Annotated in this window: 24 protein-coding genes, 1 tRNA gene and 1 pseudogene; 13 read left to right on the top strand and 13 right to left on the bottom strand. The window is 69.3% G+C overall.

Translation table 11 applies throughout. From position 1 onward, the window contains the following. Positions 1 to 103: 103 nt before the first annotated feature. Positions 104 to 1,012 (bottom strand): hypothetical protein, encoded by a 909-nt coding sequence (locus CFP71_RS24205; protein WP_093936235.1) that lies wholly within the window; start codon positions 1,010 to 1,012, stop codon positions 104 to 106. Positions 1,013 to 1,057: 45 nt separating this feature from the next. After that, the gene (gene ligD, locus CFP71_RS24200; RefSeq protein WP_093936234.1) at positions 1,058 to 2,023 is read right to left on the bottom strand and encodes a non-homologous end-joining DNA ligase; all 966 of its coding nucleotides are present in this window, start codon (positions 2,021 to 2,023) and stop codon (positions 1,058 to 1,060) included. Between the two features lie 46 nt (positions 2,024 to 2,069). On the opposite strand from ligD (CFP71_RS24200), the gene ligD (CFP71_RS24195) reads away from it, so the two are divergent. The 4 genes from ligD (CFP71_RS24195) to CFP71_RS24180 all read left to right on the top strand — a co-directional run bounded on the left by ligD (CFP71_RS24195) (position 2,070) and on the right by CFP71_RS24180 (position 6,542). Then, a complete protein-coding gene (gene ligD, locus CFP71_RS24195; RefSeq protein WP_093936233.1) occupies positions 2,070 to 2,987 on the top strand; it encodes a non-homologous end-joining DNA ligase in 918 nt (305 codons plus the stop codon). A gap of 142 nt (positions 2,988 to 3,129) precedes the next feature. Next, positions 3,130 to 3,675 (top strand): MarR family winged helix-turn-helix transcriptional regulator, encoded by a 546-nt coding sequence (locus CFP71_RS24190; protein ID WP_093936232.1) that lies wholly within the window; start codon positions 3,130 to 3,132, stop codon positions 3,673 to 3,675. Positions 3,676 to 3,753: 78 nt separating this feature from the next. Continuing rightward, positions 3,754 to 5,118: a pyridoxal phosphate-dependent decarboxylase family protein gene (locus CFP71_RS24185; RefSeq protein WP_093936231.1), complete on the top strand. Its 1,365-nt coding sequence runs from the start codon at positions 3,754 to 3,756 to the stop codon at positions 5,116 to 5,118. Positions 5,119 to 5,153: 35 nt separating this feature from the next. After that, positions 5,154 to 6,542: an amino acid permease gene (locus tag CFP71_RS24180; RefSeq protein WP_093936230.1), complete on the top strand. Its 1,389-nt coding sequence runs from the start codon at positions 5,154 to 5,156 to the stop codon at positions 6,540 to 6,542. On the opposite strand, the gene CFP71_RS24175 is transcribed toward CFP71_RS24180, so the two are convergent. Next, the gene (locus tag CFP71_RS24175; protein ID WP_093936229.1) at positions 6,520 to 7,494 is read right to left on the bottom strand and encodes an ROK family transcriptional regulator; all 975 of its coding nucleotides are present in this window, start codon (positions 7,492 to 7,494) and stop codon (positions 6,520 to 6,522) included. The genes CFP71_RS24180 and CFP71_RS24175 overlap by 23 nt on opposite strands. 8 nt (positions 7,495 to 7,502) lie before the next feature. Continuing rightward, positions 7,503 to 7,925, bottom strand: coding sequence for a winged helix-turn-helix transcriptional regulator (locus CFP71_RS24170; protein WP_093936228.1), 423 nt, complete (start codon positions 7,923 to 7,925; stop codon positions 7,503 to 7,505). A gap of 125 nt (positions 7,926 to 8,050) precedes the next feature. Here CFP71_RS24170 and CFP71_RS24165 point away from each other — a divergent pair, with 125 nt between their 5' ends. Continuing rightward, positions 8,051 to 9,463 carry an MFS transporter gene (locus CFP71_RS24165; protein WP_093936227.1) on the top strand — a complete coding sequence of 471 codons (1,413 nt, stop codon included), beginning with the start codon at positions 8,051 to 8,053 and terminating at the stop codon, positions 9,461 to 9,463. Here the strand turns inward: CFP71_RS24165 and CFP71_RS24160 are convergent. Further along, complete coding sequence (locus CFP71_RS24160; RefSeq protein ID WP_093936226.1) at positions 9,403 to 9,867, bottom strand: SRPBCC family protein; 465 nt, start codon at positions 9,865 to 9,867, stop codon at positions 9,403 to 9,405. The two genes, CFP71_RS24165 and CFP71_RS24160, sit on opposite strands and share 61 nt — an antisense overlap. A gap of 65 nt (positions 9,868 to 9,932) precedes the next feature. On the opposite strand from CFP71_RS24160, the gene CFP71_RS24155 reads away from it, so the two are divergent. Continuing rightward, positions 9,933 to 10,424 (top strand): hypothetical protein, encoded by a 492-nt coding sequence (locus tag CFP71_RS24155; RefSeq protein ID WP_093936225.1) that lies wholly within the window; start codon positions 9,933 to 9,935, stop codon positions 10,422 to 10,424. Here the strand turns inward: CFP71_RS24155 and CFP71_RS24150 are convergent. From CFP71_RS24150 to CFP71_RS24140, 3 genes are all read right to left on the bottom strand, one after another. Next, on the bottom strand, positions 10,405 to 11,403 hold the full coding sequence (locus tag CFP71_RS24150; RefSeq protein WP_093936224.1) for an aliphatic amidase: 999 nt from the start codon (positions 11,401 to 11,403) through the stop codon (positions 10,405 to 10,407). The two genes, CFP71_RS24155 and CFP71_RS24150, sit on opposite strands and share 20 nt — an antisense overlap. Next, positions 11,390 to 12,013, bottom strand: a complete 624-nt coding sequence (locus CFP71_RS24145) for an AmiS/UreI family transporter (protein WP_093936223.1) — start codon at positions 12,011 to 12,013, stop codon at positions 11,390 to 11,392. The genes CFP71_RS24150 and CFP71_RS24145 overlap by 14 nt, the downstream gene beginning before the upstream one ends. 85 nt (positions 12,014 to 12,098) lie before the next feature. Continuing rightward, positions 12,099 to 13,124, bottom strand: a complete 1,026-nt coding sequence (locus CFP71_RS24140) for a substrate-binding domain-containing protein (protein WP_093936222.1) — start codon at positions 13,122 to 13,124, stop codon at positions 12,099 to 12,101. A gap of 138 nt (positions 13,125 to 13,262) precedes the next feature. Between CFP71_RS24140 and CFP71_RS24135 the strand changes: the two genes are divergently transcribed. Continuing rightward, positions 13,263 to 13,673, top strand: coding sequence for a MarR family transcriptional regulator (locus tag CFP71_RS24135; protein ID WP_093936221.1), 411 nt, complete (start codon positions 13,263 to 13,265; stop codon positions 13,671 to 13,673). Positions 13,674 to 13,676: 3 nt separating this feature from the next. On the opposite strand, the gene CFP71_RS24130 is transcribed toward CFP71_RS24135, so the two are convergent. The 4 genes from CFP71_RS24130 to CFP71_RS24115 all read right to left on the bottom strand — a co-directional run bounded on the left by CFP71_RS24130 (position 13,677) and on the right by CFP71_RS24115 (position 16,602). Next, complete coding sequence (locus CFP71_RS24130) at positions 13,677 to 14,303, bottom strand: MFS transporter (protein WP_093936220.1); 627 nt, start codon at positions 14,301 to 14,303, stop codon at positions 13,677 to 13,679. A gap of 355 nt (positions 14,304 to 14,658) precedes the next feature. After that, positions 14,659 to 14,732 (bottom strand) — tRNA-Arg (locus CFP71_RS24125). Between the two features lie 242 nt (positions 14,733 to 14,974). After that, entirely contained in the window at positions 14,975 to 15,364 is a 390-nt protein-coding gene (locus CFP71_RS24120; RefSeq protein ID WP_093936219.1) for a peptidase inhibitor family I36 protein, read from the bottom strand. A 188-nt stretch (positions 15,365 to 15,552) separates the two neighbouring features. Next, the gene (locus CFP71_RS24115; RefSeq protein ID WP_093936218.1) at positions 15,553 to 16,602 is read right to left on the bottom strand and encodes a LacI family DNA-binding transcriptional regulator; all 1,050 of its coding nucleotides are present in this window, start codon (positions 16,600 to 16,602) and stop codon (positions 15,553 to 15,555) included. 182 nt (positions 16,603 to 16,784) lie between these two features. Between CFP71_RS24115 and CFP71_RS24110 the strand changes: the two genes are divergently transcribed. Both CFP71_RS24110 and CFP71_RS24105 read left to right on the top strand, forming a co-directional pair. Then, positions 16,785 to 17,963, top strand: a complete 1,179-nt coding sequence (locus CFP71_RS24110; RefSeq protein WP_093936217.1) for an MFS transporter — start codon at positions 16,785 to 16,787, stop codon at positions 17,961 to 17,963. A 100-nt stretch (positions 17,964 to 18,063) separates the two neighbouring features. Further along, positions 18,064 to 19,200 carry a sensor histidine kinase gene (locus tag CFP71_RS24105; protein WP_093936216.1) on the top strand — a complete coding sequence of 379 codons (1,137 nt, stop codon included), beginning with the start codon at positions 18,064 to 18,066 and terminating at the stop codon, positions 19,198 to 19,200. Here the strand turns inward: CFP71_RS24105 and CFP71_RS24100 are convergent. Further along, positions 19,174 to 19,812, bottom strand: a complete 639-nt coding sequence (locus CFP71_RS24100; RefSeq protein WP_093936215.1) for a histidine phosphatase family protein — start codon at positions 19,810 to 19,812, stop codon at positions 19,174 to 19,176. The genes CFP71_RS24105 and CFP71_RS24100 overlap by 27 nt on opposite strands. Positions 19,813 to 19,854: 42 nt before the next feature. On the opposite strand from CFP71_RS24100, the gene CFP71_RS24095 reads away from it, so the two are divergent. The 4 genes and pseudogenes from CFP71_RS24095 to CFP71_RS24080 all read left to right on the top strand — a co-directional run. Next, positions 19,855 to 21,882: a bifunctional copper resistance protein CopD/cytochrome c oxidase assembly protein gene (locus tag CFP71_RS24095; protein WP_093936214.1), complete on the top strand. Its 2,028-nt coding sequence runs from the start codon at positions 19,855 to 19,857 to the stop codon at positions 21,880 to 21,882. Positions 21,883 to 22,215: 333 nt separating this feature from the next. Next, complete coding sequence (locus tag CFP71_RS24090) at positions 22,216 to 22,701, top strand: single-stranded DNA-binding protein (protein WP_244199806.1); 486 nt, start codon at positions 22,216 to 22,218, stop codon at positions 22,699 to 22,701. Positions 22,702 to 22,801: 100 nt separating this feature from the next. Further along, on the top strand, positions 22,802 to 24,478 hold the full coding sequence (gene ettA / locus CFP71_RS24085; RefSeq protein ID WP_005158250.1) for an energy-dependent translational throttle protein EttA: 1,677 nt from the start codon (positions 22,802 to 22,804) through the stop codon (positions 24,476 to 24,478). A 16-nt stretch (positions 24,479 to 24,494) separates the two neighbouring features. Further along, positions 24,495 to 26,057, top strand: a pseudogene (locus CFP71_RS24080) (hypothetical protein); the annotation flags it as partial.

Here is a 26,057-nt window from a genome sequence, read left to right as displayed (position 1 = left end):
ATGGGGACTCCCTCGGTGGTGGTGATCTCTTGCTGGTGAAGCAACGATCGCCGACCGCCCTGACACCGGACCGCCACGGCGCTGACACGCCGGGGACACGGCGTCAGTCGTGCGAGTGGACCCGTGCGCCGAGCGCGATCACAGGTACGGGGTAGGCGTCTCGCCGCCACCGGCCGTGCTCGAACAGGACGACCATCGAAGAGGCCGTGCCGCCGACCCAGGCTTCGAGCAGGCGCTGCCCTTCCTTGTGCTGGGCACGGTAGGTCGACTCGACCGTCCGCAGTTCGATCGTGCTGCCGTCCTCGAACCCGACGGTGATCACGGCCGGTCCGAGGAAGCCGTCCTCTTCCCTCCGGACGGTGACCCATTTCGCGGGGTGCCAGCCGGTTTCCAGCACCGCCCGGTGTCTTTTCGCCCAGCCTCGCGCCGCCGCCGCGTTCATCGGAACCGCGAACACGGCCACCACCATCGCGAGGAAATGCACCGCCGCCTGGAAGCCGTTGAAGACACCGGCGCCGATGCCGACGCTCGTGCCCGCGACCAGGAAGGTCACCGCCCAGAACGCGGCGAACCGTCCCGCGTTCCGGCTCAATACGCGCAGCCTCCGGGTGGCCGCCTCGATCGCGACGCCGTCGGTCCGGCTCAGCCAGGTGGTCTTCGCGAACCGCCGGATCCGGCGGCCCTGTCGCGCGGCCGCGACGCCGGCCACCACGCCCAGGATCGCCGACGCCGACGACGCGGTCAGGTCGATCACGAACTCGGTGCTCCCTGCCCAGGATCGGCCGTACTCGTTCATGCCGACCCAGAGCATCACTCCGAAGACGAGGAAGCCCAAGGCGCCCGCGGCCGCCGCGCAGATCAGCTGATGGCGCCGCCACATCGAGATCTCCACCGGATGGCGACCGTCCGCCGGGGACGAGGCGGCTTCGTGCCCGGGAGGGGCCGAATGCCGCAGGTGTGCCGCTCGCCGTTGCCGCCGGGTCATCGGCCTGCCCGTCCGCTCCTCGGTCATGTCGAGGACACGCCTGATCGTCGACGGGGGTTGCCCCGGCCGCCGTCAGCCGTGAGCCGGAAGCACGACGTCTCCGGGGGTCTTGTCCGCCCGCAGCCCCCGCCAGGTCGTGTGCCGCAGCCGTCCGTCCGGGGTCCAGTTCCGGTGCACGACCTCGCCGACGAGCTCCGGCTCCACCCAGCGCGCCCGCCGCGCCCGATCGCGCGGGACCTCCGAGGCGAAAGGAGGCGTCTTCCGTTCCAGCGGGGTGAGCCTGCCGTACAGGTCGTCGAGGACCTTGTCGCTGAACCCGGTCCCGACATCGCCGATGTACCGCAGCTCGCCCGCCTCGTCGTGCGCGCCGAGCAGCAGCGCGCCGAGCGTCCCCGAACGCCGTCCCTCGCCGGGGCGCCACCCGCCGATCACGACCTCCTGGCCATGCCACAGTGCCCGCTTGATCCACTGCCGTGTCCGTTTGCCGGGGTGGTAGTGGCTGTCGAGCTTCTTCGCGATCAGTCCTTCGAGGCCGTGCTGCCGGACGACCTCCAGCAGCTGATCGGGTGAGATGTCGTCGTCGGTGTACCCCGGCGGGATGACGACGCGGCCGCCGGCGTCCAGGGAGGTCAGCAGGTCGCGGCGGGCGGCGTACGGCGTGTCGAGCAGGCTCTCACCGTCGAGAAGCAGCACGTCGAAGGCGAAAAAGTGCACCGGGCTGCGTTCCAGCAGCGACGCGTCCGGAGTGCGCAGGTGCCGGGTCTGCAAGAGCGGGAAGCTGGGCCGCCCTTTGTCGTCGAGGACGACGATCTCGCCGTCGAGCACCACCTCACGGCCATCGAGCGCTTCGCCGGTCACGTCCGGGTACGTCGCCGTGATGTCGAGGCCGCGACGGCTGGTCAGGCGCGTCTCGCCGCCGCGCGCGACCCGCAGGCAGCAGCGATAGCCGTCCCATTTATATTCGTACCCCCACCCGCCGGTGGGCAGGTCGCCGTCGGTCGCCAGCATCGGGGCGATCGCGTCCGGCACGGTACTCATGCCTCACGGTACCCCGGAAACGCCGCCGGTGATCTATCGTCGAAGGGTGCCTGAGGAGCGGATAACGGTCGAGGTCGAGGGACGGCGGCTGGGGCTGTCCAATCTGGACAAGGTGCTGTATCCGTCGCACGGTTTCACCAAACGCGAGGTCCTCGACTACTACCGCCGGGTCGCCCCCGCCATGCTGCCGCATCTACGCGATCGGGCCGCCACGTTCCGCCGGTTCCCGGACGGTGTCGACGGCGAACCGTTCTACGAGAAGAACGTCTCCCGGCACGTGCCCGACTGGGTGCGCACCGCCCGGCTCACCAAGCACAGCCGCCGGGGCGGGGAGGAGACGCTCGACTACCCGGTGGTCGCGGACCTCCCGACGCTGATGTGGGCGGCGAACCTCGCCGCGCTGGAACTGCACGTTCCACAATGGACGGTCGGCCCGCGTGGCGCGCGGAAACCACCGGATCTGCTGGTGTTCGACCTCGACCCCGGCCCGCCCGCGGACGTCGTCGACTGCTGCCGGGTCGCCGAGACGCTCAGCGACCTGCTCACCGGTGACGGCCTGACGGTGTACGCGAAGACCAGCGGCAACAAGGGAATGCAGTTGTACTGCCCGGTGCGCACCCGCTCCGACGAGCGCACCTCCGAGTACGCCAAGGCGGTCGCGGAGGAGCTCGCGCGCCGCTCACCGGAAACCGTCGTCGCCAGGATGACGAAGGCGATCCGCCCCGGCCGCGTGTTCATCGACTGGAGCCAGAACAACACCGCCAAGACCACCATCGCGCCCTACTCGCTGCGCGGCCGCGCCATCCCGACCGTGTCCACTCCGGTGACCTGGGAAGAGGTCGAGGCCTGCCGCAAGGCCGCCGACCTGCTCTTCACCGCCGATCAGGTGATCGAGCGCGTCGAGGAGATGGGCGATCTGTTCGGTGACATCGCCGAGCACCGGGCGGCCGTCCCCGCCCGGTGAGCCCGCCCCGGCGTTGTCCGGAACCGGACAGGATCCGGCCCCGAAAAGACCACTGTGGACTCACGCCGTTCCGCATACGATCGGCGGATCGGGCGCGCGGGGGTGCGTGCCCACCGGGCTGGTACCTCCGGGGCCGGTGAGGATGTGGGTGTTGACCGGATATCACACGCTGGCCGAGACCGAGAACGCCGTGCGCGCCAAGCTGGGCGGAATCCCCTTGCTGTGGGAGCGGATGGAGGCGGTGGCCAACCTCCACCGCGCGGCCATCGCGGTCCGGCTGCACTTCGAGAACTCGGTGCTGCGCACCGCGGGCCTCACCTGGACCGCGTTCGTGGTGCTCTGGGTGGTGTGGATCTTCGGCGAGAAGGAGACCAGGCACGTCGCCGCGGAATCCGGGATCACCAAGGGCACGCTGACCGGCGTGATGAAGACCCTGGAAGCCCACGGCCTGGTCACGCGGCGCAAACATCCCGAAGACGGACGCCTGGTGCTGCTCGCGCTGACACCGGAGGGGGAGCGGCTGATGCGGGAGCTGTTCCCGGAGTTCAACCAGGAGGAAGCGTTCGTCACCGACAGGCTCAGCCCGGCGGAATGCACCGAGTTGGCGGTTTCGCTGCGGGAGATCGTCAAGCAACTGGAAGAGAAGGGCGAAGAACGGCGCCAGGCGGCGGTCGCCAAGGGGCCCTGACCCCTACCGAAGACGGTTGCGCGAGACCTCCGGGGACTCTTACGTTTTTTGGAGCCGAACGATCGAAGGGCGCCCTTGATGGACTTCCGGTACTGGCTCGGGCAGGCGTTGACGTCGAACGAGGCGTGGGCGGAGACGTTCACCCCCGTGCGGCCGCATCCGTCGCTGGAGATCTCCGACGGGCGGTTCGAGACCGCGTTCGAGGAGCTCACCGAGCGCCTGAAGGACAACTACCCGTTCTTCCACCCGTCCTACGCGGGCCAGATGCTCAAACCGCCGCATCCGGCCGCGGTGGTCGGCTACCTGACCGCGATGCTGGTCAACCCCAACAACCACGCGCTCGACGGCGGTCCCGCGACGGCCGAGATGGAACGCGAAGTGGTTCAGCAGCTGGCCACGATGTTCGGCTACCCGGAGCATCTGGGGCATCTGACCACCAGCGGCACGGTGGCGAACCTGGAGGCGTTGTTCGTCGCGCGGGAAACGCATCCGGGCAAGGGGATCGCGTACAGCGCCGAGGCGCACTACACGCACGGCCGGATGTGCGGCGTACTCGGCGTCGAGGGGCATACGGTGCCCGCCGACGCCCGCGGCGCGATGGATCTCGACGCGCTGGAAGAGCTGTTGCGCACCGGGAAGATCGGCACCGTGGTGGTCACCGCGGGCACGACGGCGCTCGGCACGGTGGAGCCGGTCCACGAGGTGCTGGCGCTGCGCGAACGCTACGGCGTCCGGGTGCACGTCGACGCGGCCTACGGCGGTTTCTTCCGGCTTCTGTCCGGTTTGGACGGTCCGGAAGGGCTGCCCGAAGCCCCGTGGCTCGCCATCGCCGAGGCCGATTCGATCGTGATCGACCCGCACAAGCACGGCCTCCAGCCTTATGGTTGCGGCGCGGTGCTCTTCAAGGATCCGGCGGCGGGCCGGTTCTACCTGCACGATTCGCCGTACACCTACTTCACCTCGGAAGACCTGCACCTCGGCGAGATCAGTCTCGAATGCTCCCGGGCGGGCGCGGCCGCCGCCGCGTTGTGGCTCACCTTCCGGGTGCTGCCGCCCACGCCCGACGGGCTGGGCCGGGTCCTCGCGGCAGGCCGCCGCGCGGCGCTGCGGTGGGCGAAGCTGCTGGAGGACTCCGAGCGGTTCGACCTGTACCAGCCACCGGAACTCGACATCGTCACCTACTTCCCTCGCACGGAACCGCTTTCGCTGTCGAAGATCGACGAGGCGAGCGCGCGGATCATGCGCGTCGGGATGGCCGCGGCGAAGGATCCGGTGTTCCTCAGCACGCTCCGGGTGAGCGGGCCGCAGTTCGGTCTGCGTCACACCGGGGTCGACGCGGATGCGGACGGCGCGAGGATCCTGCGTAGCGTGCTGATGAAGCCCGAAAGCGAGGACCACGTCGACCGGCTGCACGAACGGCTGGAAGAGTTGTCCCGCGGTTGAGCTCCTCAGTACCGCCGCGAACGAATGGATCCACCATGCCCGCACCAGGTCCCGCCGAACCCGTGACCGCGATCGAGACCCGGTCGCTCGGCACCGGCTTCCGGCGGCGGCACGTCACCATGCTGGCCATCAGCGGGGCGATCGGGGCGGGCCTGTTCGTCGGCACCGGCGCGGGGATCAAGACCGCGGGCCCCGGCATCCTGCTGTCCTATGTGGTCGCCGGCCTGCTGATGGTGCTCGTCATGCGCATGCTGGGAGAGATGGCGGCCGCCGAGCCGAGCAGCGGTTCGTTCTCGGTGTACGCGGAGAAGGCGCTCGGCCGCTGGGCCGGGTTCACCGTCGGCTGGCTGTACTGGTCGCTGCTGGTGGTCGTGGTGGCCGCCGAGGCGACCGCGGCGGCGGGGATCGCGAACGGGCTGCTGCCCGGGATTCCACAGTGGACCTGGGTGCTGCTGTTCATGGCGGTGCTGACCGTGGTGAACCTGTTCGCGGTGCGCTCGTTCGGGGAGTTCGAGTTCTGGTTCGGCGCCATCAAGGTGACCGCCGTGGTCGGCTTCCTCGTGCTCGGCACGCTGGCGGTGTTCGGGATCCTGCCGGGGACGACGCCGGTCGGCCGGAGCAATCTCACCGGACACGGCGGTTTCCTGCCCAACGGCCTCCAAGGTGTGCTGACCGGCCTGCTCGCGGTCGCGTTCTCCTTCGGTGGCATGGAACTGGTCACCATCGCCGCGGCGGAGTCCGAGGATCCGGCCGACTCGATCCGCCGCACCACGCGCACGGTCATCGTGCGGCTGCTGCTGTTCTACATCGGCTCGGTCGCGCTGATGGTGTTGTTGCTGCCGTGGGAATCGGCTTCGGCCAACACCAGCCCGTTCGTGACCATCCTGGAGCAGATCGGCGTGCCGGCGGCGGCGTTGCTGATGAGCTTCGTCGTGCTGACTTCGCTGCTCTCGGCGCTGAACGCGAACCTCTACGGCGCCTCGCGGATGGTGTTCTCCCTGGCCGAACGCGGTGAAGCGCCGCGCGCGATGCTGAAGCTGTCCGGCTCGGGCGTCCCCCGGACCGCGGTGCTGTCGTCGGTGGCCTTCGGGTTCGTGGCCGTACTGCTGAACTTCCTCGCGCCCGAACACGTGCTGCCGTTCCTGCTCAACGCCATCGGCGCGAACATCCTGCTGGTGTGGATCTTCGTCGCCGTTTCCCAGCTGCGGCTGAGGAAGGCGGCGGAACGCGACGGCACGGCCGCGGATCTGCCGGTGCGGATGTGGGGCTTCCCGTGGCTCAGCTGGGTCGCCCTGATCGCGATGGCGGGCGTCCTCATTCTCATGTGGACGGACGCCGACGCGCGGGCGCAGCTGTTCACCAGCGGCGCGGTGGCCGTGCTGATCGTGGTGATCAGCCTGCTCAGGCGACGTCCGCGACGCTGAACAGTTCGCGTTCCACGCGGCTCAGCGCCAGCCGTACCGCGCCGAGCGCCACCGAGTCCTCGCCGAGCGTCGACGCCTCGACGCGCACCGGGAACAGGCACAACCGGGTCAGTTCGGCGCGCAGTGGCGCGGTCAGCCAGTCTCCGGAGCCGCCGATCACCACCAGTTGCGGGTCGACGGCGAGCACGCTCGCGGCGACCAGCTCGACGAAACCGCCGCCCCGCCGCAGGACGCCGATCTCGCCCGCCGCGCCGTGGTGGCCGTCGTGCAGCTTCCCGCCGAGCAGCAGGCCCAGCGAGACGGTGCGCCCGGCCCGCACGTAGACGACGTCGTCCACACCGTGCGCGACGCCGCGCCAGTGCTCGGCCAGCGTCGCGAGCTTGGTGTCGTTCCCGGCGAGCACCGGGCAACCACCGCCGAACTCCGTCGGCAGGTCGACGCCGGTCCAGCCGGGAAGACGGTCGTCGCGGACGACCTTGCCGCCGGACACCACGCCGGTGGTGCCGATGCCGAGCACTCGCACGTTCGCGTGGCCCCGGACGGCGACGTCGAGCATCCGGCGGGCGGTGCCGAGCCGGTCGGACGCGTCCATCTCCGGGGTGAGTTCGGCCCTCGCCCGCCCGATGACCTCGCCCCGCAGGTCGGCGACCAGGCACAACGCCCGATGCGGGCCGACTTCGAGGCCGGCGACCTGTCCGGCTTCGGGACGGAAGCGGTAGCGCTTCGCGGGTCTGCCCACCGGTCGCGGCGCGCCGGGGGAGAGCGGGACTTCCTCGACCAGGCCCTGACCGCCGAGGTCGGTGGCGATCTCCTCGACCGTCGGCCGGGAGACCTCGCTCGCTTTGACCAGTTCCGCGAGGGTGAGCTCCTCGGCCGCGTACAGCGCTCGCAGGACGGCGATGGCGTTGAGCCGCCGCAGCAGTGACGGATCCCCTCCGGACAGTCTGGCCATACGGCTCCCTAGGCGTTGACGCGTTTGTCGTACTGGTCGCGCGCGAGGGCGATCTCGCTCCGGTGGTCTTCGGTCCAGGTGACCAGCGACTGGATGGTCTTGTGCAACGTCATGCCCAGCGGTGTCAGCGCGTAGTCCACGCGGGGCGGCACGACCGGGTAGACGGTCCGGGACACGAGCCCGTCGCGTTCGAGGTGACGCAGTGTAGTGGTGAGCATCCGCTGGCTGATGCCGTCGATCTTGTACTTCAGCTCGGTGAACCGGAGGGTGTTCAGGTCGAGCAGCGCGATGACCAGCAGCGACCACTTGTCCGCCACCCGGTCCAGGATCTGGCGGACCTCGCAGTCCTCGCGGGTGTCCCACTGGAAGGCCTCGTAGTCCTCCTCGGTGAGTTCACAACGACTGGGTGAGTTCAAAGTGCCTTCTTCCATGGTCACCGATAGTGTCCGAAGATCTCCTTGGTTACAAGAGGGAACCGACTGGCATTCGGGTAACCGTCGGTCCCTTGTCCACCGAGGGAGAACTGAACTTGACTACAACACGTGCCGCCGACCGGATGAGCGGACGTGCCTGGGGCGTGCTCCTGGTGCTGTGCGGCGCCATCTTCCTGGAAGGCATCGACATCGCGATGCTGAACGTGGCGCTGCCCTCCATCCGGGCCGAACTCGGCCTGTCGACCGCGACCCTGAGCGGCGTGGTGAGCGCCTACGTGCTCGGTTACGGCGGGTTCATGCTGCTGGGCGGGCGCGCCGCGGACCTGTACGGCCGCCGCCGCATGTTCCTCACCTGGCTGGTGGTGTTCCTCGTCTTCTCCGGGCTGGGCGGGTTCGCCACCGAAGGCTGGATGCTCTTGCTCGCCCGGTTCGTCACCGGGGTCGCGGCGGCCTTCATGACCCCCGCCGGTCTGTCGATCATCACCACGAGCTTCGAAGAAGGCCCGAAACGCACCAAGGCGCTGCTGTTCTACGCCGGCACCGCGGCCGGCGGTTTCGCGCTCGGCCTCGTCATCGGCGGACTGCTGACCGGGATCGACTGGCGCTGGGTGTTCTTCACGCCGGTGATCCTGGCCGCGGTCATCCTGGCCGCCGCGCTCTGGCTCATCAAGGAGCCGGTGAAACAAGCCCGCGCCGCCCGGGGCCTGGACTTCGGCGGAGCGGTCACGGTGACCGCGGCGATGCTGCTGCTCGCCTACGGGGTGATCCGGCTGGAACATCCCGGGCAGGGCTGGGGCTGGACGGTCGCTTCCTTCGCCGGGGGAGCGGCGGCGCTGGTGGTCTTCGTGGCCATCGAACGCCGCTCGCCCGCGCCACTGGTGCGGCTGGGCATCCTGCGGTCGGGACCGTTGCTGCGGGCGAACATCAGCACCCTGCTCTACGCGGGCTCGTTCTTCGGGTTCCAGTTCCTCGTGACGCTGTACCTGCAGGAACTCCGCGGCTGGTCGACGCTGGAGACGAGCCTGGCGCTGCTGGCGACCGGGATCGACGCGATCCTCGCGCCGACGCTGACCCCCCGGCTGGTGGCGAAGTTCGGCAACACGCGGGTGATCTTCGGCGGCATCGTGCTCGCTGTCGTGGCGTACGCGCTCTTCCTGCCGCTGGGCATGGACTGGACATACGCGGCGATGTTCCCGTCGATGATCCTGTTGGGACTCGGGTTCGCCCTGGCCTACGGACCGCTGACGATCGTCGCCACCGACGGGGTCGCCGAAGACGAGCAGGGACTGGCGGGCGGCCTGCTGTACACGTCCTTCCAGTTCGGGGCGGCGCTCGGGCTGTCCGCGGTGACCGCCGTCAGCACCGCCGCCCTCGGGGACGGTTCGCCGCAGGCCGCGCTCGGCGGTTTCCGGGCGGCGCTGGTCGTGCCGCTGGTGATGGCCGTCCTCGCCGCGATCGTCATCGCGCCCCGCCGTCAGCGGGCTTCGGCGAAGGAAGCCAGATTGGCCAAGGAGGAGGCGATCCCGGCTTCGTGATCCGCCTGGCCGATGCCGGACGGGACGTCCGTCGCGGTGACGGTCACTTCGGTGCCGTCACCCGCGGCGGCCAGCTCCCAGGTCATCGTCATGGTGCCCGCGAACGCCGGGTCCTCGGACTCGAAAACGGCCAGCTGCACCACGCGTTCTCGCGGCACCAGATCGGCGAAGCCGACTTCGACGACGTCCGTCGCGTCCGACGATTTGCCGGGCGCGGCGGACGCGTCGAGGTAGGTCAGCGTCATCCGGAAGCCGCCGCCGGGCCGCGGATCCCAGCGTTCGATCCGGCCGCGCATGCCTTCGGGCGGCAGCCAGGCTTCGAGGGACTCCCGGTCCAGTAAGGCTTCGTAGACGGTCGCGGGCGGTGCGGCGATCACCCGGCTGCCGCTGTCGATCCTGTCCATGGGCCCGAGTCTAGGGCGGATAGGCTGATCACCGGGGATCACGGACGTCGGTGATCCGGGGAGGGGTGATCCACATCGAGTACTTCATCGCCTGGTCCGCCTTTCTCGGCGGCTGGCTCCTCGTCGCCGGGCCGATGTACCAGGGCGCGCTCGAACTCCGCGAGGAGAGCGAGCGGTTCGGCGATCTGCGGTCGGTCAAGGAGGCGCCTCGCCCCTCCTTCGGCAAGCCCGTTTCGCGCTGGTGGTGGCTGCTGCCGCCGGTGGCCATCGCCAAGGAGCGGCGGCGGCGGGCCAAGGCGCACCGCGAGATCATGAATTCGCTCACGACCGAGCAGCGGCGCACCATGGCCACCTTCGCCAACAAGGCCCGCGGCTGGTTCATCGTGACCGGGGGCGCGTTCTTCATCGCCCTCAAGGAAACCTGGCACCTGAACCATCTGTACCACTGGCCTTTGTGGACCTATTTCGCGCTGGTGCTCGTCCCGCTGGTGCTGAGTTTCGCCCACACGTCACGGGGTGTCCGGCTCACCGTCCTCATCATGGGTTCCGAGGAGTGATGGTGTCGCGGGTGATCGACTCGACGTTCTCCTGCGCCTTCTTGGCGTCGGTGACCCAGAGCTTGTAGAAGTCGAACGGGCAGTCCGCGACGCCCTTGTCGCCTTCGTCCGCGTCCTGCACGCCGGTGTAACCGCGGTGCAGCAGCTTGAAGATGTGGTTCTGCGACTGGTCGTAGGTGCGCGCGTCGCGGATCGCCGACACCGAAAGCTGCGCGTACTGGATCCCGTACTCCTCTTCGCCGGTCTCGCCGAGCGTGCGCCCGTCGAAGCCGATGATCGCGGAATGACCGAAGTACGAGTACACGCCGTCGAAACCGGCGGCGTTCGCCACGGCCACGTAACAGTTGTTGGCCCACGCCATCGCCTTGGCCATCAGCACCTGCTGTTCCTTGGCCGGATACATGTAGCCCTGGCAGCGCACGATCAGCTCGGCGCCCTTCATCGCGCAGTCGCGCCAGATCTCCGGGTAGTTCCCGTCGTCGCAGATGATCAGCGAGATCTTCATGCCCTTGGGCCCGTCGCTGACGTAGGTCTCTTCGCCGGGGTACCAGCCTTCGATCGGGCACCACGGCAGGATCTTGCGGTACTTCTGGACGATCTCGCCGCGGTCGTTGATGAGCACGAGCGTGTTGTACGGCGGCTTGTCGGGGTGGTCCTCATGCCGCTCGCCGGTGATGGAGAAGACGCCCCAGGTCTGGGCTTCCCGGCAGGCCGCGGCGAAGATCTCGGTTTCCTCGCCGGGAATCGTCGCCGCCGTCTCGTACATTTCCTTGGGGTCGTACATGATGCCCTGCGTCGAGTACTCCGGGAAGATCACCAGATCCATCCCGGGCAGACCGGACTTCATGCCCACCACCATTTCGGCGATCTTGCGGGCGTTGTCGAGGACTTCGGCCTTGGTGTGCAGTCGCGGCATCTTGTAGTTGACCACCGCGACGCCGACCGTGTCCGGGCTGGCGGAAATGTCACCGTGTCGCATGAAGACTCCTTTTCTCGGAACGGTTTTTCAGGACGTCGAGGGAACCGGCCGTCGCGATCAGTGCCACCGCGATCGCGGCCGCCAGCAACGCCGTCCCGGCGTCGCTGCGATAGGCGCCGGTCAGGCCGAGGAAGGCGGGCACCGTGCAGGTCGGCTGGCTGAGCAGCAGCACGGTCCACCCGGTGAACCGGGTCAGCCGCTCCATGCCGAGACCGAGCACCAGGAAGAACAAGGTCCACAGCAGCGCCCAGGACAGCCAGATGACACCGAACACCGGATCGTCGTCGCGCCAGAACGCGATTCCCGCGTACACCACGGCGGCGCCCGCCACGAAGAGCGAGAACCAGCCGATGCCTTCCGGCTCCAGGCCGGCGAGGTTCGCGATGCCGACGTACAGGTAGGTGAAACCGAACAGGTACAGCCCGGACGCGGCGAGGACCGCGTCCGGATTCCCGTTCGCCTGGACGATCAGCACGGTCGGGGTGACGCATTGCAGCGCGCCGACGAACAGGTTCAGCACCGCCGCCGACCGTGGCGGTATCCGGCCGAGCAACATCAGGCCGTTGATCATCAAGGCGGCGCCGACGTAGAGCAGGCCCACGTTGCCCATGCTCACCTCCGCGTAACGTGCATCACGTGGAATAATTTCAAATGAAAGTATGTGGTGTGCCGGAGCGAGTCAAGAGGGTCTGGTTCTACAGCCGGGTGAGGACTTCGAAGTCGTAGCCGTCGGCGACCGCGAGGTGGACGTGCTGGTCGGCCTGCTGCCCGCGGAACTCGATCGTGCCGCGCGGGCCGTGGTAGGCGACGCCGTCGATCGCCGCGTTGAGCGCGGGCAGTTCCGGTGTTCCCGCCCGGCGGACGAGTTCCGCCAGCGTGTGCAGTCCCTCGTAACAGGATTCGGCGGCGTTGTTCAGGGCCGGCGCGCCGGGACCGTTGCGGTCGACGTAGCGGCCGAGCAGGTCCATCGCGTCGGCGGTGACCATGGAACGGAAGTAGGCGGCGGAGACGTAGAGGCCGCCGGTGGCGTGCGCGCCGCTGGCGAGGAGCATGTTCTCCTCCATCAACGGGCTGAAGCGGATCAGGCGGTCACTGAGCCCCTGTGCGGCGAAGGCGCGATTGAAGCGGACCGCGTCCTGTCCGACCAGCAACATGAGCACACCGTCGCTTGTGGACTGTTCGACCGAACGGACCACTGTGGACATGTCGCCCTCGCCGAGCCCGACGAACGCCTCGCCGGTGATGTGCAGGCCGAGATCCTTGGCGTAGTGCCGGATCGCCCGCGCCGACCGGTGCGGCCAGACGTAGTCGTCGCCGACGACGAACCAGCGGCGGGCGCCGAGATGGTCGCGCAGCCAGCGCAGTGCCGGTTCGATCTGGCACCGTGGTGTCTCGCCCGTGCAGAAGATGCCCGAACGCCGCTCGCCGCCTTCGTAGAGCGAGGTGTACACGTACGGGATCCTGTCGGCCACCACCGGCGCGAGCGCGTTCCGGACCGAGGAGATGTGCCAGCCGCTCACCGCGTCGACCCGCCCGCCCTCGACCAGGCGTCGCAGGTCTTCGGCCACTTGCCCTGGGCTGCGGCCGCCGTCGACCACTTCGGCCTCGACCTGTCTGCCGAGGATGCCGCCGGACTCGTTGAGCTCGTGGACGGCCAGCTCCGTGATCGCCTCGCAGGACGGGCCGAACAGCCCGGCGGGCCCCTGCAACGGGACCACCATGGCCACGCGCCAGATGTCGTCGCGGGGCCGTGTGGCGAGGCGTAGGGGCATGGCGCTCCGTGCGGTGGCCCGGTAAGGTCAAAGTGCTTTCACCTGGAAGTATTGCGAGGGTGTCCGGTTTTGGCAAGGGGACGGGATATGGGGACACGCGGCGTCGCGACCGCCGGAATGTCGGTCACCGGCTCGCTCACCCGTGCCGCCAGGGCCGTCGCCGCCAGGGTCGAGCAGGTGCTCGCCAAAGAAGGTCTCACCCTGGACCAGTGGCTGGCGCTGGACGCGCTGAGCGGCAAGGGTGGTCTCGCGATGGCCGATCTCGCCGACCGGACGCTGGCCACGGCCCCGACGCTGACCAGGGTGGTCGACAAACTGGTGACCACCGCGCAGGCCTACCGCGAGGTCGACGCCGCCGACAGGCGCCGCGTGCTCGTCCACCTCAGCGCCCGTGGCCGGGCGACGCACCGGCGCGTGGCCGCGAAGGTGTCGGAAGTGGAAGCCGGGCTCGAAGTGCCGGACGAACTGCTCGCGGCGTTGCGGAGTCTCGGCAGCTGAAGGTCAGGGGCGCGCCGGTGTCTTCACCTTGACCAAGGCGACGATGCCGAGGACTCCGGCGACGACGAGCGCGACGAGCACGAACAGCGCGGCCACCACGAACACCACGCGGAAACCGGTGGCGTCCGAGAGCAGCCCGCCGAGGACAGGCGCGATCACCAAGGCGAGGACACCGAGGCCCGCCGTGACTCCGGCCGCGGCGCCGCGGCCGGAGTGGAGCCGCCGGATCAGAGCGACGGTCACCCCGAGGACGGCGCCCGCGCCGAGTCCGCCGAGCACCCGGCCGACCAGGAGCAAGCCGCTGCCGGGCACGAAGGCGACCAGCGCCACGCCCATGAGCATTAGGGCGATGGCGGGCACGGTCACCGGCGTCGGGAAGCGCCCGCCGAGCAGCAGACCGGCGGGGAAGGCGATCGCGGCCGCGACGAGGTACGAGACGAGGCCGTTCAGCAGCAGGGACTGGCTGGACATGCCCAGGTCGATCTGCAGGGCCGACTCGCCGTCGAAGCGGTAGATCACGGTGGCCAGGAAAAGGCCGATGAGCGCGGCGAAGCCGGGCCCGATGACCAGCCACCAGGGAGGCCCGGCGGTCGGCTGAGAGTCGCGCTGCGTCGGCGTCGGCACGTACATGCGCCAAAACCTATAGCGCCTGGCGCTGCCGATGGACCACTTCGCCGAGAATGCCGTGGCTTCTGCGTTCGTGGCGTTACGGGGCGCGGCCTCTGGCTGGTCGAAGCCGTTCGTGGCTTGGGAACACGTTTCCGGTGACAGGACGGCGGTTCAAGTGGATAATTGACCTCGAACTGGGAAACCTCGATGGATCTTGACCATGTCTTCGGCCCGTGAACTGCTCGCTGGGCGAGGCGGCCGACGTCACAGTCGCTAAGTCCAGTGATGGCAGCCTGAAGCAGGCGGCTTCAGGGTGAGTCATGAGGATCGGGGACCCCTGGCCACTTTCGTGACCAGGGGTTTCCCTCTGGCGGCGTGCCCCCGGCAGGACTTGAACCTGCGACCTAGAGATTAGAAGGCTCTTGCTCTATCCAGCTGAGCTACGAGGGCCGACGTCGGCGACGTTGGGTGTCGCCCAGCATCGGCAGCTTAGCCGTCGCCAACCTGTCGATCGTTCGACACCGCCAGATCGTTTCAGGTCGAGCCCACCGTTTTTTGGAACGCCCGTGAGCGCGTCACGACGCGGGGTGACGCGCTCACGGGCCGGGGCCGCTTCGGGGGAGCGGCCCCAGGGTTCGCGCAGGTCGCGAGTCGACTCTTCCGCGAGCGACCGTCGCGAACCGCCGGGGTGGTCAGTCCCAGATCTTGAGGGCGCGGATCACGAACGGTCCCTGGGGTACATAGGTGCCGCCACCCGGATAGGTGATGAAATCTCCCTCCGTCGTGCATTCCTCGCTCTGGTAAATCGTCACGTCCCGGCTCAGCCGGTTGACGAACGAATGTCCGTCGAACCCTTCGGGTAGCGGAATGCATTCCTCGGGATTGGAGGTGCGCAAGTCGAATTTATGCACGGTGCCGCCGAAAGATTCTTCGCCCCAGACGCAGAACTCGCCCTTCTGACAGGCGGGTGCGGGCGGCGCGGTGGCGGCGCTCGCGACCCCGGTGCTGGTCAGCAAGCCGAGCATGGCGAGCAGGAGCACGTGCGGGAGTCGGGCGCGCAGGTTCGTCAAACGTCGTTGCATGGCTGGGTTCTCCCCCGTGGATCGGCGGCTCGTGGGCCGTCGGTGAATGTGTGATTCCACGATGGCGCGCCCGGAAGGGTTTGTCTGCCCGCATTTCTACTTCTGTGGATAAGTAGTTGTCCGCCGCTCGATCGGGGCGAGTTGTCCACATATCACCGGGACCGCCTTGCGCGTACCGAAATCGGCTGCTAAACGCGCGCGGTGGACTCCCGGACGACCAGTTCGGCGGGGATTTCGGCGGGAGAGGGCGCCTTCTCCCCGCGCAGCAGGGTCAGCACCAGATCACCGGCCGCCCGTCCCTTGGCGGCGAGATCCTGCCGGACGGTCGTCAGCGGTGGTTCGGACCAGCGGGCGGGCGGGACGTCGTCGAAGCCGACGACGGAAAGATCACCCGGAACCGACAGGCCGAGATGTCTGGCCGCCGAGATCGCCGCCAGCGCCAGCAGATCCGACATGCACAACAACGCCGTCGGTCTCGGGTGCCGGTCCAGCAGGCCGAAAGCGCTCGGCAGCGCGCCCTCGACCGAGAGCCCGGACGCCTCCCAGATCGGCACGTCCGTCGCCGGGACACCCGCTTCGGCCAGCGTCTCCAGGTAGCCGGCCATCCGCTCGCGATTGTCGTGGAACCGGCTGTTCCCGGCCTCCGCCGCGCTCAGTTCGCCACCGCGCGGCGCCGAGAGGCACTGTGCCGAGAAGATCCCGATCCGCCGGTGCCCGAGTTCCAGCAGGTGCCGGGCCGCCGCGGCCGCCCCGGCCCGGTCCGCCACGCCGATCCTGGCCGAACCGCGGATGTGCGGCTGGTCGATCACCACCAGCGGCAGGCCGCGATCGCGGACCGCGTTCAGCGCCGGCGCGCCGTCGGCCAGCGAATACGCCACCGCGATGTCGGCCTGTGCGGTCAGGATCCGCTCCGCGCGCGGTCCGCCGCTCTCGCCGTCGCCGGGGAGCAGCAGCAGAGCGTGGCCTTCGGGGTCGACGACGGTCGAGAGCGCGTCGAGGGTGAGCGACAGAGCGGGATCCGAGAACGCCGTCGAGAGATTCGTGTCGAGCAGGACGGCGATCGCGCCGGTGCGGCTGGTGGCCAGGCTGCGCGCCGTCGGGTTCGGCCCCGCGTAACCGATCTTCTTGGCCGCGCGAAGCACCTCTTCCCGCAGCTGGGCGGACAGCTGATCGGGCCGGTTGTAGGCGTTGGAGACGGTCGCCCGCGACACCCCGACGGCGTCGGCGACATCGTCCAACGTCGGCCTTCGCCGTCGGGTGCTGGTCACCGGCGCAGTCTAGGCGCTGTCCGGTAAGTCCGTCCGCGGTCTTCGCGCGAACGGACTTACCGGACAGCGCCTAGTCGCGGTCAGGACCGATGGACTTTCTGAAGCGCTTAAGTCATTCTGGGGGAACAAGAACCGGAAGGAGACTGGGGTCTATGCGTGACCGTACGGCCGTTTTCGTCGTGTTCGCGCTCAACGGGGCCGCGCTCGGCTCCTGGGCACCGCGGACTCCGGCGCTGTCGGAAAGGGTGAACGCCTCACCGGGTGTCTTCGGCCTGGCCCTGCTGGGCGCCAGCGTCGGCATGCTGATCGCGGCGTCGGTTTCGGGGCGGCTCATCGAGCGGCACGGCGCCCGCGCCGTGGTCGCGGGCAGCACGATCATCGCCTGCGCCGCGCTGCCGATGATCGGTTTCTCGACGGCGGTCGTGCTGCTCGCCGGGGCGTTGTTCGTCCTCGGCGCGAGCGTCGGCGCGCTGGACGTCGCGATGAACGTCGCGGGTGTCGAAGTGGAGCGCCGGTCCGGGCAGGCCATCATGCCGGTCCTGCACGCCGGGTTCAGCTTCGGCGCGCTGGCGGGTTCCGTCGCCGCCGGATTCGCCGCGTCGCACCAATGGTCGCCGGGGCGGCATCTCACCGTGGCCGCGTTGGCCGCGCTCGTCGTGCTCGCCTTCGTCATCGTGGCCGTGCCCGGCGCGCGGCCCGAACACGCCGGACCCGTCGAAAAGCCGCGCGTGGCCCCGGTCAAACGCCCCGTCCTCTGGCTGCTGGCCGCCATCGCGCTGTTCTCGGCGATCGCGGAAGGCGCCAGTTCGGACTGGTCCGCCCTGCTGATGACGTCCGTGCACGGGGTCGGCGACGGCGCCGCGGCCTTCGCCTACTCCGGATTCGCCCTGGCCATGGCGCTGGCCAGGCTCGCGGGTGCCTGGCTTCAGAATCGCTTCGGCGCCACCCGCGCGCTGGCGGTGGGCGCGGGGATCGCCGCCGCCGGGCTCGTGCTCGCCGCGCTTGCGCCGCTTCCCGTGTTCGGGTTCGTCGGCTTCGCGCTGGCGGGTGCCGGGCTGGCCGCGGCCTTCCCGATCGCGTTGAGCCTCGCGGGGGCGTCGGGCAAACGCGCCGACGGCACCGGAGGCGAGCGGGAACTGGCCTTCGTCACGGCGATCGCCTACACCGGCTTCCTCGCCGGGCCACCGCTGATCGGCGGGATCGCACAGGTGACGTCGCTTTCGGTCTCGTTCCTGTTCGTCGGGCTGACCGCCGCGCTGATCGTTCCGTCCGCGGTGGCCGCGGCGCGGGCGCGGAAACGCGAGGAGGTCTCGGAACCCGTTGCCCGTTGACAGCCGCGCCGGACCGCGGGCAAGCTGCTCGGTAAACTGAGATGAATGCGACCTGGTCGCAGTTTCAGGGCGGCTGATCCGGGGGAGGAGCGGCGTGAGGGTGCTGATGCTCGGGGGTGGCGTGGGGATCCCGGCGAGGCTGGTGCAGACCACGCTGCCGCGGCTCGCTCTGGTGCCGGTGGTGTTCCGGCTGGTGATGCTGGCGCAGGCGCTGTGGACGGCCGGTCTCACCGGATCCCCGGTGCTGTGGACGTTCGCGGTGCTGCACTTGGTGCCGAACGTCGCCGAAGCGGCCTGGATCTTCCGCTGGTCCCCGGCCGGCACGCGGCTGGTGCCGGTGGCCGACGCCGGGATCGCCGTCCTCTTCGTCCTGGGCGCCACGCTGGTCGAGCAGGACGCCCTGATCACGTCGATCACCTGGACCCATCTGATGGGGACGGTGATGATCTGGACACTGCTGCGCGGCGCGCCGGCGGGGGCGCTGGTCCTCGGCGGCGCGGTGGCGCTGCACACCGTGCTGGACCCGGATTCCTCGTTCGCCCTGGTTCTCACGCTCGCGACAGCGCTGGTGGCGTCGCTCGCGCTGGTCGGCCTGGTCGGCGCGTCGATGCGGTTCGCGCTCGGGTTCGGGGAGCAGCAAGGGCGCGCGGCGGAACGGGAACGGCACCGCCGCGACGTCCACGACACGGTCCTCCAGGTGATGGAGTCGTTCGCGATTCCCGCGCCCGCCGACGAACTCGATCCGGCGGCCAGTCTCGACAGGCTCCGCCGCACCGCTCGCGCCCAGGCGATGCGCATCCGGATCAGCCTCGAACACGAACCCACCGGACCGGTCGGGCTGCACCAGCGCCTCCGGCTGCTCGCCGCCGAAATGGCCGCGGAAGGGCTGCGCGCCGAAGTCGTCATCCAGGACGACTGCGGTCCGGAGCTTCCGGAGGAGGCGGCCATGGCCCTGCACGACTCGGCCAGGGAGGCCCTGCGCAACACGTTGAAGCACTCCGGGACCAGGCGCGCCGTCGTCAGCGTCGAAGAGATCGGCGGCGGGGTTTCCTTGACGGTGCGCGATCACGGCGCCGGTTTCGACGTCGGTGACCGGCGTCGCGGCTTCGGTCTCGAGAACTCGATCATCGCGCGGATGGCGGAAGTCGGCGGCTTCGCGCGGATCGAATCGAGTCCGGGGCTGGGGACCAGGGTCGTGCTTCTCGCCCCCTCAGTCCTGAGTCTCCCCGTCGGGTGAGTCACGCCACTGGCGGAACGGACGGTCCAGCGTCCACTTGTCGCCCACCCGCTCGACGACGCGGTATTCGCAGGTCGTCGGGTTGGACAGGGACTCGAACAGCTCGATGCTCCAGCCGAAGAGCCGACGGCACAGCAACCGGATCGTCAGGCCGTGCGAAACGATCAGCACGGTTTCGGGGTGATCTTCGCCGCACGCAGCCAGTTCGCTGAGGAACGCCGCGACCCGGTCGTCGACGTCCGCCCCGGATTCGCCGAACGGGAGCCGGTAGAAGAAGTGCCCGAACTCGTGACGGCGTTGCTTCTGGACCTCCTGCTCCTGCGGATCCTGGAGGTTGCCCCAGTCCTGTTCCCGCAGCCTCGGCTCCGGGACGATCCGCTCGCAGTCGTCCCGGATGTCCAGTAGCCGCAACGTTTCCCGTGTCCGCAGATACGGGCTGACGTAGACCGCCGGACGCTGCCCGCCGAGGACCTCCTCGATCTCGGGGCCCGCCAGCCTGGCCTGCTCGCGGCCTTGATCGGTGAGCGGGAGGGCGTGGTCGGGGATCCGGGTGTAGGCGAGCTCGTCGACGTTGCCGAGCGACTCGGCGTGCCTCAGCAGGATGATCCGCACGCCGCCATCTTGCCCGTTTCGCGTCCGGCTTACCCTCGTGACGTGCCTTCAGACCCCGAGACGACACCGGCCCCACCCGCACGGAAGGCCGGTGTCCTGCCGCTGGTGTCGATCGGGGCGCTCCTGGCCGCGGTGGTCGCCGTCGGCTTGGTCGCGCTGACCGGTGGCGCCGGTTACGTCATCGCCGGCCTGCCGGATCCGGGGCTGGTGACGCGCTACGGCATCACCGTCGTCCGGGTGCTGGCCGAGGCGGCTTCGGTGCTGTGCGTGGGATCGCTGCTGCTCGCCGCGTTCCTCGTCCCGCCGCAGAAATCCGGCACGCTCGCGGCGGACGGCTACTCGGCCATCCGCGTCGCGGGTGTCGCCGCTTGGGTCTGGTTCTTCGCGGCCGCCGCGTCGATCTTCTTCTCCGCGGCCGACGGCGCGGGGCGCCCGTTCACCGAGGTGCTCTCGCCGCAGGTGCTGATCGACCTCGTGGACGCCATTGAGCAGCCCAAGGCCTGGCTGTTCACCGCGTTGATCGCGCTGCTGGTCGCGCTCGGCTGCCGTCTCGCGCTGACCTGGGGCTGGACGACGGTGGTCTTCTTCCTGTCCGTCGGCGGCCTGGTCCCGGTCGCGGTCACCGGGCATTCCGCGAGCGGCGGCTCGCACGACATGGCGACCAACAGCCTGCTCTACCACCTGGTCGCCGCCGCGCTGTGGGTCGGCGGCCTGGTGGCGCTGCTCGCGCTCGGCTGGCGCCGCGGCGAGAACCTCAAGCTCGCCGCGACACGGTTCTCCAAACTGGCGCTGGTCTGCTGGATCGTGATGGCGGTCTCCGGCCTCGTCAACGCGCTCGTGCGGATCAGGATCGCCGACCTGTTCACCACCGACTACGGCCTGCTGGTGGTCGCGAAGATCGTCGCGTTGCTGCTGCTCGGCGTCTTCGGTCACCAGCAGCGGCAGAAGGGGGTCGCCGGGCTGGTGAACGGCGCCGGAGGCGGGCAGTTGCTGCGGCTCGCCGCCGTCGAGGTGCTGATCATGTTCATCACGATCGGCATCGCCACCGGGCTCGCGAAGACCCCGCCGCCGCAGGAATCGTTCACCCAGCCGTCGACCACGGAACTGCTGATCGGCTACGACCTCTACGGTCCGCCGACGGTCTTCAGGCTGCTCACGGACTGGCGGTTCGACCTCGTCTACGGCACCCTCGCGATCGTTCTCGCCGGGCTGTACCTCGCCGGGGTGCGGCGGTTGCGGCGCCGCGGCGACACCTGGGCCACCGGCCGGATCGTCGCGTGGCTCGCGGGCTGTTTCGTGCTGCTGATCGCGACGTCGTCCGGCATCGGCCGGTACGCGCCCGCGATGTTCAGCGTGCACATGGGCAACCACATGCTGCTGTCCATGGTGGCGCCGGTGCTGTTCGTCCTCGGCGGACCCGTGACGCTCGCCCTGCGCGCGCTGCCCGCGGCGGGCAAGGACGCCCCGCCCGGACCGCGTGAATGGCTGCTCGCGTTCGTCCACTCGCCGCTTTCGCGGTTCCTGACGCATCCGATCGTCGCGCTGCTGCTTTTCGTCGGTTCCTTCTACGGCCTGTACTTTTCGGGCCTGTTCGACTCCGCGCTGAACTACCACTGGGCGCATTTGGCGATGAACGCCCACTTCTTGCTCGCCGGATACGTCTTCTACTGGCCGGTGATCGGGGTCGACCCGGCGCCGCGTCGGATCCCGCCGCTGGGACGGCTGGGGATGATGTTCGCCGCCATGCCGTTCCACGCGTTCTTCGGGATCGCGCTGATGAGCATGCAGACCGTGCTGGGCCAGGACTTCTACCGCGGGCTCAAACTGCCGTGGGTCACCGACCTGCTGACCGATCAGCGGCTCGGCGGCGGGATCGCGTGGGCGTCCGGCGAGCTGCCGGTGCTGCTGGTGCTCGTCGCGCTGCTGGTGCAGTGGGCGCGTCAGGACGAGCGGGAGGCCCGGCGCAAGGACCGGCGCGAAGACGCCTCGGGCGACGCGGATCTCAACGCCTACAACGCGATGCTGAAGAACCTCGCGGATCAGGGGCGGGGGCAGGGGAAGAGCTCTTAGCGGTCTAAAGGTGTCCTGCCGTGTTGCCGAGTCCGTGAAGGCCTCCTTGCCTACCCTCAAGGTAGGGAAGGAGGCCTTCACGGACTCGCCACCCGACAGGACGCCCTTGCCGGGCGCCTCAACAGCCGTCCTCACCGCTCATGAGTGCCGCTAGCACATCTTCCGGCCGGCCCGCGTCTTTCGGCCCGAGTTTGTCCACAGGAAGCCCACAACACCCCCAGTTGTCCACAGATCCCGTTCGCGCCCGTTTCCGCCCCTTGATCCGAGGCAGTCTGTGATCAAGGGAGACACCGGGAGCGGCCCGGATCGAGGAGAAAGGCGAGTGTGATGGCGATGGGCGAGACGTGGGTGACCATGATCGGCAACCTGACCAGCGAACCGGTCCACCATCCGGAACGGGTGCACGGGCACGACGTCGTGTCGTTCGGCTTGCGGAGTGTCGAACGCCGGTACGACAAGGAAAGAGGGGAGTGGGGCGAGGGGCGGCAACTCGCGGTCAAGGTCACCTGCTGGCGGAAGCTGGCGATGGCGGCGTTCGCCTGCCTGAGCAAGGGCGATCCGGTGATCGTGGCCGGGCGATTGCGTGGTGCCGAGACCGCCGAGGAGATCCCGGTACCTCTCGGTCTACCTGAGCTTGAGGCCTTCTCCATCGGGCCGAATCTCGCGCGATGTTCGGCGGAGATCCAGCGCGCCGGGCGTGATCGGCCCCGGGCGATCCCGATGACTCCGCAGTCACCCCAAGCACACCAGTCACCGCCGTTGTCTCCGCCGCAGAGGGGGAATCCCATGGTCACCGCGCTCGAGGACGCGCCCGTGTGACGAGGGTGCCGATGCTCGCTCAGTGATGTGAGGCTGACTGTCGGTAGTTCGGTGGTGACCGCCGTCAAGGTCCCGATCGGCTCGCTCTACGATCGCTTGTATGGCCGAGTTCATCTACACCATGAAGAAGGTGCGCAAGACCGTCGGGGACAAGGTCATCCTCGACGACGTCAGCACCGCGTTCTACCCCGGCGCCAAGATCGGCGTGGTGGGGCCGAACGGCGCGGGTAAGTCCACCGTTCTGAAGATCATGGCGGGGATCGAGCAGGCCAGCAACGGCGAAGCGTTCCTCCAGCCTGGCGCCAGCGTCGGCATCCTCATGCAGGAGCCGGAGCTCAACGAGGCGAAGACCGTCCGCGAGAACGTCGAGGAGGGCCTCGGCGACATCAAGGTCAAGCTCAACCGCTTCAACGAGGTCGCCGAGCTCATGGCGACCGACTACAGCGACGAGCTGATGGAGGAGATGGGCAAGCTTCAGGAGGAGCTCGACCACGCCGACGCGTGGGAGATCGACTCCACGGTCGAGCAGGCGATGGACGCCCTTCGCTGCCCGCCGCCGGACGAGCCGGTCACCCACCTCTCCGGTGGTGAGCGCCGCCGGGTCGCGCTGTGCAAGCTGCTCCTGTCCGCGCCCGACCTGCTGCTCCTCGACGAGCCCACCAACCACCTGGACGCCGAAAGCGTGCTGTGGCTGGAACAGTTCCTCGCGAACTACGCCGGCGCCGTCCTCGCCGTCACCCACGACCGGTACTTCCTGGACAACGTCGCGCAGTGGATCATGGAGCTCGACCGCGGCCGCGTCGTCGGCTACGAGGGCAACTACTCGACGTACCTGGAAAAGAAGCGCGAGCGCCTCGAGGTCCAGGGCAAGAAGGACGCCAAGCTCGCCAAGCGGCTGAAGTCCGAGCTCGACTGGGTCCGGTCCAACGCCAAGGCCCGCCAGACCAAGTCGCGGTCCCGGCTGGACCGCTACGAGGAGATGGCCGCGGAGGCCGACAAGCACCGCAAGCTCGACTTCGAAGAGATCCAGATCCCGCCGGGGCCCCGGCTGGGCAGCGTGGTCGTCGAGGTCGAGAAGCTGCGCAAGGGCTTCGACGACCGCGTGCTGATCGACGGGCTGTCGTTCGACCTGCCGCGCAACGGCATCGTCGGCGTGATCGGGCCGAACGGCGTCGGCAAGACGACCCTGTTCAAGACGATCGTCGGGCTCGAGGAGCCGGACGACGGCCGGGTCAAGATCGGCGAGACGGTCAAACTGTCCTATGTGGACCAGAACCGTGGCGGGATCGACCCGAAGAAGACGGTATGGGAGGTGGTTTCGGACAAGCTGGACTACATCCACGTCGGGCAGACCGAAATGCCCTCGCGTGCCTACGTCAGCGCGTTCGGTTTCAAGGGGCCGGACCAGCAGAAGCCGGCGGGCGTGCTCTCCGGTGGTGAGCGCAACCGGCTGAACCTGGCGCTGACCCTGAAGCAGGGCGGGAACCTGATCCTGCTCGACGAGCCGACGAACGACCTGGACGTCGAGACCCTGGGCTCGCTGGAGAACGCTCTCGAGCAGTTCCCCGGCTGCGCCGTGGTGATCTCGCACGACCGGTGGTTCCTCGACCGGGTCGCCACGCACATCCTCGCCTGGGAAGGCACCGACGAGAACCCCTCGCAATGGTTCTGGTTCGAAGGTAACTTCGAGGGCTACGAGAAGAACAAGGTCGAACGTCTCGGTGCCGAGGCGGCTCGTCCGCACCGCGTCACCCATCGCAAGCTGACCCGCGACTGAGGGCCGGGGGTTCCCCGTGGAAGCCAGCAAGCGCCAACGGCCGGGCTCGCCCACCACCATGGTGGGTGGGCGGACGGCTGCCACCGGGGGAACCCTGTCCGCTGTCGGCAGGTTGATCGAACGCGCGGACGCCCTGCACCTGAGGGCGCCCGAACTCGCCTTGGTCCTCGGGGAGCGCGCGGCCGCGCTCGCCGAGGCCGCCGGTGCCGACGAACAGTGGATCCGTGCGGAGAGCCTGGTGGTGTCCGCACGGGTGCGGCTCGGTGGCCGTCCTCGGACGGTCGGCCGCGCGGTGGCCGCCTTGCGCGCCGCCGAGCACGCGGGCTACGGCGACATCGCCGCCCGGCTGAGGATCGACCTGGCCGTCTGCGCGCGCAGTGTCGGCATCCCGCTGACCGGGCTGGCCGCCCTGCGGCCGCTGCTGGCGGATCCGGCCGTGTCACCGGCGCACCGGGCCGAGGCGTTGTGTCACCTCGTCGGCTGCCTGGCGCAGTTCGGCCGCAAGGCGGAACTGGACCGGGTGCTCGCCGAGGCGGACAAGCTCGTGCTCGGCGACGGCTCGATGACGGCGGATTCGCAGCTGCTGATCCGCGCGATGCTGCGGGTCGGGGTGTCGGCGCACCGTCGAAGGCACGGGGATCTGACGGCGGCCGCCGACGCCGCGCGGACCGGGCTCGGCATGCTCGAGAAGCTCGGAAACCCTGACGACGACGGAGGTCTCGTCCGGATCAGGCTGATCCTGCAACTCGTCTGCACGTTGCTGGACCGTGGCGACACGGACATGGCGATGGAGGTCGCGCAGCCGATCCTCGACGCGCCCGTCCGCGCCGCCGGGATCGCGCCGGCCGCGTGGCTGAGGCTGGCCGTGGCCACCCGTGTCCTGCTGCCCGCGGGATCCGGGGAAGCCGCGGGCATGCTCGTCCGCGAATCGGTCGCCGCCACCGAGGACCACAACCTCCACGCCGTCACGGCACGGCTGTGGCTGGAACTCGCGCAGATCGAGGAGCGGCTCGGCCGGGCCGAGGAGGCCATCGGCTGCCTGCATCGTTCGCGTGCCGCCGAGCATCTGCACGCCCGCGTGCGCAGGCAGGCGTGCAACGTCCTGGTCGGCGAGTTCGGCGCGGCCGAGAACGCCGCTGTCGACCTCGACGACGTCCTGCGTTCCGTGGCCGCGCGGCAGCCCGCCGCGCCGGCTCCCAAGTCCGCCCCCGTTCCGACGCCGGTGCCCACACTCGAGCAGGCCGAGGTGACCGCGGTGATGGCGGCGATCGACGTGGCACCCCCGAAGCGGGCTGCCGCCGAACCGCCGGTTCGTCGCGAGCCGCCGCGGCCCGTGCGGCAGGCAGAGCAGCCGGAACCCGCGCGGGCCGAGCCTCCGCGTCCCGCGGCGCCTCCGCGACCGGCGGAGCCACCCGTGCCACCGGTCGCGGAAAAGCCTGCCGCGGAAAAGAAGGTCGAAGCGCCGGTGCTCAAGCCGCCGTCCCGTCCTGAGCCGGTTCAGGAGGCAGCGGCGTCCGACAGTGACTGGCGTCGCCGGGTTCCGAAGAAACACCGGGAACCCCAACCGGCGACACGGTTC

Origin of the sequence: Amycolatopsis thailandensis, assembly GCF_002234405.1 — a bacterium.
In the GTDB taxonomy this organism is placed as follows: Bacteria; Actinomycetota; Actinomycetes; order Mycobacteriales; family Pseudonocardiaceae; genus Amycolatopsis; species Amycolatopsis thailandensis.
The sequence above is the reverse complement of the archived record's forward strand: the minus strand, read 5'-3'. Positions and strand labels throughout refer to the sequence as shown.

Excerpts from the sequence above, each read along its gene's own strand:
- CFP71_RS24205 (WP_093936235.1), bottom strand. The coding sequence starts at position 1,012 with ATGACCGAGGAGCGGACGGGCAGGCCGATGACCCGGCGGCAACGGCGA.
- ligD (WP_093936234.1), bottom strand. The coding sequence starts at position 2,023 with ATGAGTACCGTGCCGGACGCGATCGCCCCGATGCTGGCGACCGACGGC.
- CFP71_RS24190 (WP_093936232.1), top strand. The coding sequence starts at position 3,130 with ATGTGGGTGTTGACCGGATATCACACGCTGGCCGAGACCGAGAACGCC.
- CFP71_RS24185 (WP_093936231.1), top strand. The coding sequence starts at position 3,754 with ATGGACTTCCGGTACTGGCTCGGGCAGGCGTTGACGTCGAACGAGGCG.
- CFP71_RS24180 (WP_093936230.1), top strand. The coding sequence starts at position 5,154 with ATGCCCGCACCAGGTCCCGCCGAACCCGTGACCGCGATCGAGACCCGG.
- CFP71_RS24175 (WP_093936229.1), bottom strand. The coding sequence starts at position 7,494 with ATGGCCAGACTGTCCGGAGGGGATCCGTCACTGCTGCGGCGGCTCAAC.
- CFP71_RS24170 (WP_093936228.1), bottom strand. The coding sequence starts at position 7,925 with ATGGAAGAAGGCACTTTGAACTCACCCAGTCGTTGTGAACTCACCGAG.
- CFP71_RS24165 (WP_093936227.1), top strand. The coding sequence starts at position 8,051 with ATGAGCGGACGTGCCTGGGGCGTGCTCCTGGTGCTGTGCGGCGCCATC.
- CFP71_RS24160 (WP_093936226.1), bottom strand. The coding sequence starts at position 9,867 with ATGGACAGGATCGACAGCGGCAGCCGGGTGATCGCCGCACCGCCCGCG.
- CFP71_RS24150 (WP_093936224.1), bottom strand. The coding sequence starts at position 11,403 with ATGCGACACGGTGACATTTCCGCCAGCCCGGACACGGTCGGCGTCGCG.
- CFP71_RS24145 (WP_093936223.1), bottom strand. The coding sequence starts at position 12,013 with ATGGGCAACGTGGGCCTGCTCTACGTCGGCGCCGCCTTGATGATCAAC.
- CFP71_RS24140 (WP_093936222.1), bottom strand. The coding sequence starts at position 13,124 with ATGGTGGTCCCGTTGCAGGGGCCCGCCGGGCTGTTCGGCCCGTCCTGC.
- CFP71_RS24135 (WP_093936221.1), top strand. The coding sequence starts at position 13,263 with ATGGGGACACGCGGCGTCGCGACCGCCGGAATGTCGGTCACCGGCTCG.
- CFP71_RS24130 (WP_093936220.1), bottom strand. The coding sequence starts at position 14,303 with ATGTACGTGCCGACGCCGACGCAGCGCGACTCTCAGCCGACCGCCGGG.
- CFP71_RS24120 (WP_093936219.1), bottom strand. The coding sequence starts at position 15,364 with ATGCAACGACGTTTGACGAACCTGCGCGCCCGACTCCCGCACGTGCTC.
- CFP71_RS24110 (WP_093936217.1), top strand. The coding sequence starts at position 16,785 with ATGCGTGACCGTACGGCCGTTTTCGTCGTGTTCGCGCTCAACGGGGCC.
- CFP71_RS24090 (WP_244199806.1), top strand. The coding sequence starts at position 22,216 with ATGGGCGAGACGTGGGTGACCATGATCGGCAACCTGACCAGCGAACCG.
- ettA (WP_005158250.1), top strand. The coding sequence starts at position 22,802 with ATGGCCGAGTTCATCTACACCATGAAGAAGGTGCGCAAGACCGTCGGG.